The sequence below is a fragment of the uncultured Pelagibacterium sp. genome (assembly GCF_963972885.1).
GTDB lineage: Bacteria > Pseudomonadota > Alphaproteobacteria > Rhizobiales > Devosiaceae > Pelagibacterium > Pelagibacterium nitratireducens.
The window spans coordinates 1-3745 of sequence record NZ_CAXAXY010000154.1; the positions used below are offsets into that span (position 1 = coordinate 1).

5 protein-coding genes and 1 pseudogene are annotated in these 3745 nt (G+C 61.2%); 1 reads left to right on the top strand and 5 read right to left on the bottom strand.

Going from position 1 to position 3745, the window contains the following annotated elements; translation table 11 throughout:
* Positions 1–117: 117 nt before the first annotated feature.
* The 5 genes from AACZ55_RS15705 to AACZ55_RS15725 all read right to left on the bottom strand — a co-directional run bounded on the left by AACZ55_RS15705 (position 118) and on the right by AACZ55_RS15725 (position 3455).
* Complete coding sequence (locus AACZ55_RS15705) at positions 118–822, bottom strand: type 1 glutamine amidotransferase (RefSeq protein ID WP_339647602.1); 705 nt, start codon at positions 820–822, stop codon at positions 118–120.
* 38 nt (positions 823–860) lie between these two features.
* Positions 861–1343: a peptide-methionine (R)-S-oxide reductase MsrB gene (gene msrB, locus AACZ55_RS15710; protein ID WP_339647603.1), complete on the bottom strand. Its 483-nt coding sequence runs from the start codon at positions 1341–1343 to the stop codon at positions 861–863.
* Between the two features lie 172 nt (positions 1344–1515).
* Positions 1516–2073 (bottom strand): fasciclin domain-containing protein, encoded by a 558-nt coding sequence (locus AACZ55_RS15715; protein WP_338607951.1) that lies wholly within the window; start codon positions 2071–2073, stop codon positions 1516–1518.
* Between the two features lie 111 nt (positions 2074–2184).
* Positions 2185–2901: an anti-sigma factor gene (locus AACZ55_RS15720; RefSeq protein WP_339647604.1), complete on the bottom strand. Its 717-nt coding sequence runs from the start codon at positions 2899–2901 to the stop codon at positions 2185–2187.
* Between the two features lie 11 nt (positions 2902–2912).
* On the bottom strand, positions 2913–3455 hold the full coding sequence (locus AACZ55_RS15725) for a sigma-70 family RNA polymerase sigma factor (protein WP_338607953.1): 543 nt from the start codon (positions 3453–3455) through the stop codon (positions 2913–2915).
* 147 nt (positions 3456–3602) lie between these two features.
* On the opposite strand from AACZ55_RS15725, the pseudogene AACZ55_RS15730 reads away from it, so the two are divergent.
* A pseudogene (locus AACZ55_RS15730) lies at positions 3603–3745 on the top strand (acetylglutamate kinase); the annotation flags it as partial.

Genomic DNA, 3745 nt, shown 5'->3' on the forward strand with positions numbered 1-3745 from the left:
TTCAGGATTTGATTGACTCAAATCCTTGGCTCCAAACCCTTGTTTTGTCGCGTGTCCGAACCGCAAAAGCGTTTCCATCCCCGATCGCGTCGAGGACATGCTTTTGCTGGACACGCTCTAGCAGGCAAGGAACCGGCTGATGGCGTGCGAGAGGATTGCGCTGTCCGAGCGGGTCTTCATTGAGTCATGAGCCGCCTCGATAACGTCTTCTGACACCTTGCCGCGCCGCAGGTCGATGAGCGCTTTCGAATAGTCGTCCTCGAATTCGGGGTGCGGCTGGAAACTCAGAATATTGCCTCCCGCATAGGACAGCCCGGCATTGGGGGCGAATGCGCTGCGCAGGATTACCTTTGCCATCGGCGGCGGCGTGATGACCTGATCCTGATGCGAGCAGGCAATGGCCAATTTATCGACTCCCGGCACGAAATGGGGATGATCGGGCAAAACCTCGTAGACGTGCCGCCCCAGCCCCCAGCCTTTTTCCGACTTGCGCACATCGCCGCCCAATGCGTCGGCAATGATCTGGTGGCCAAAGCAGATGCCCACCATCTTCGTCCCGCGCTCGTGGGCGCGGCGGATGAAATTGCGCAGCGGGTCCATCCAGGGGAGCGGGTCGTACACTCCAGCCGGCGAGCCGGTGATCAGAACGGAGTCCAGCCCTTCGGGATCGGGCAGCGGCGCGCCTTCGAGCACGGGCACGAAGTCGGGCGCAATCCTGGCACCGTGACGGGCCAGCATCGTGGCAAACATTTCAGGATAGGGGCGGAACCGGCCGCGCAATGGCTCTGGCACGAGGCCGGTTTCGATGATGGCAAGATTCATGGGGAGGGACCGTGGACGAACGATCCCGCATTCAGATCCTAGGCCGCAACGAACGTCAAGGCGACACCATTGATGCAGTGGCGCTTGCCGGTCGGCTCGGGCCCGTCATCGAAAATATGGCCCTGGTGGCCACCGCAGTTCGAGCAATGGCATTCGGTGCGCGTCATCATAAATGATGTATCGACTGACGTTCCGATAGCGCCCGGGAGGGCTTCCCAGAAGCTGGGCCAGCCGGTGCGGCTGTCATATTTGGCTTCCGAGGAATAGAGCGCCTGCCCGCATCCGGCGCAATTGTAGATGCCCGGCTCGTAGAGCTTGTCGAGTTCGGATGTGAAGGCGCGCTCGGTGCCGTGCTCGCGCAGGACGTAATATTCCATCTCGTCGAGCCGCTCGCGCCATTCGGCCTCGGTGAGGGTAAAGGGAAACTCTCCCTCGGCGCCCTTGGCGGTCAAGGCAAGCCCGAATGCGGCGGCGCCGGTGGCGAGAGTTCCGGCAAGCAGGAAATTGCGACGGTCGATCATGGTCATTCTCCTTGCGTCGTTTATCCCAGTAAATTGCCTCGCGATCCAGTCAAACCCGCGTGTAGCGGGACCGGGCATGGTTGCGCCCGGCCGACGGAGGGCGGGCCGGGCGCAGTTTGCGGCTCAGAGTAGGATTGGGGGCGAACGCTGAGCCGCGGTGCCTGTTTAGATGTTACATGGCCGGCGTGAACACGGCGTCGGTCACATGGATCACGCCGTTGGACTGCATCACATCGGCGATGGTGACGGTCGCGGCAGTGCCGTTTTCGTCAGTGATCGTGACGGTGTCGCCGTCATAGGTGGCTTCGAGCATGCAGCCGCCAAGGGTTTCGATTGTGTGGCTGCCGCCATCGGCATCGATCATGCCCACGAGATCGGCGGCGGTCGCCTCAACGCCAACCACATGACAGGTCAGGACCTGCTGCAGCATTTCGACGTTTTCAGGCATCAACAGCGTGTCAACGGTGCCTTCGGGAAGGGCAGCGAACGCTTCATTGGTCGGCGCGAACACTGTAAAGGGGCCGTCGCCCTGCAGCGTTTCGACAAGGCCGGCAGCTTCCACGGCGGCGACAAGGGTCGTGTGGTCAGCCGAGTTGACTGCATTTTCAACGATGTTCATGTCCGGCGACATCGGCGCGCCACCAACCATGGGGTTGTCCTGGGCGAGCGCAGCGCCGGTCAGCGCAGAGGTGGCCAGAAGGGCTGAGAGAGCAATTGCACGGGTCTGCATGGTGTTCGTCTCCTAAAAGATCATCTGTTGTGACCTCCCCTTTTTGGGGAAGTTCGCGATCAGTTACGGAGCGTGAGACCAACAAGTTTCAGACGGGTCGAAAAAATTTCCTCAGATGGCGGCGATCGGTCCGGCCGCGACAATCGGGCCCTGAGGATCGCCGGTCGGCGAGCCGCCTTCCACTTCCCGCGTGACGGCCAGCGTTATGCCCTGGGCCAGTTGGCCGCGCAGCGTTTCATCGACCGCAATGGTCTGTGCCTCGGCCACATCGATCACACCCATCGAGATCGGCGCATTGTCGCCCTCGATGAACCAAAGCTCATAATCATTGCCCGCACCGGCCGGCGAACCGGCACCGCTCACCCGCAGCGCACCGGACGCGGAATCATAGCGCGCAATAAAGCTCACATCGCTGTCGACGGTCTGCATCGCCGCCACGAGCTGGGCGGTATCGAGCGGCGTTTCGACTCTCGGTTGGAGCAGGTTGAGACCGACGGAAAGCACCGCCACAGCGGCCGCGGCCCCGGCCAGCGACCTCCAGACCAGGAGCGAATTGTACCAGGGCGTTTTGGCACCCGCATCGGCGAACAGCCTCTGCTCGATCCGGCCCAGAAGGGTGTCGGGCGGCGAGGTGGGCACATAATCGTCATTGAAAGCGGAAAAGCGATCCTCCCAGAACCGCGCTTCGGCCGCGAGATCGGGGCGCGTTTGGATGGCGCGCGCCATTGCGGCGCGGCTTTGCGCGCTTGTCAGCCCGAGCACATATTCAGCAACCGCCACGCGGCGCTCTTCGTCCCGGTTCAGATCGTTGTCGTCAAAATCGCTCATCGTTTTGTCTATTATGCTCCAAGACAGTCGCGCAAGGCCAGGAGCGACCGGCGCAGCCAGGTGCGTACCGTGTTAAGGGGCACACCCAGCCGGTCGGCTAGTTCATTATAGCTTTCGCCTTCGACGTAGGCCCTGCGCACCGCTTCGGCGCGTTCGGGTTTTAATTGCCCCATGCACTCGTCAATCCGGTTGCCGTCGTCGGTGTTGATCGCCGACTGTTCCGGGCTCATCCCGGAATCTTCGAGATCGAACGCTTCATCGATGTCTGTATGACCCGGCCGCCGCGCGCGCAGCCTGTCGATGGCGTTGTTGCGCGCGATGGTAATCAGCCACGTCATGGGGCTTGCGGCATCGGGGCGATAACCCTCGGCACGCTGCCAGACCTTGATGAAAACGTCCTGCAAGGCGTCCTCGGCTTCGCTCCTGTTGGAGAGTATACGCAGGCTCACGCCAAAAAGTTTCGCGCTCGTGCGTGCATAGAGAGCGCGAAAGGCATTGCGATCACGCAACGCAATGCGGGCCAGCAGGTCTGCAATTTCAGCGGTATCGGCCATAGGCGCCCTCCCTATCGCATAACAATTGCATTTTTGCTTACGAGTTCCATCAGTAATTGGATCACGAGCGCGTCAGCGAGGACTATTCACAGGACGCGCGTTCGGGTTAGAGAGGTTTTCAAGACCGAAAAGGAGTTGTCCTGCCCCATGGCCGACGGACTTGAAAACGCCTACGACGCCGAAGTGCTGTCCAAGGCCCTGCCCTTCATGCAGCGCTACGAGAACAAGACGGTTGTCATCAAATATGGCGGCCATGCCATGGGCGATCCCGAACTGGGCAAGGCGTTTGC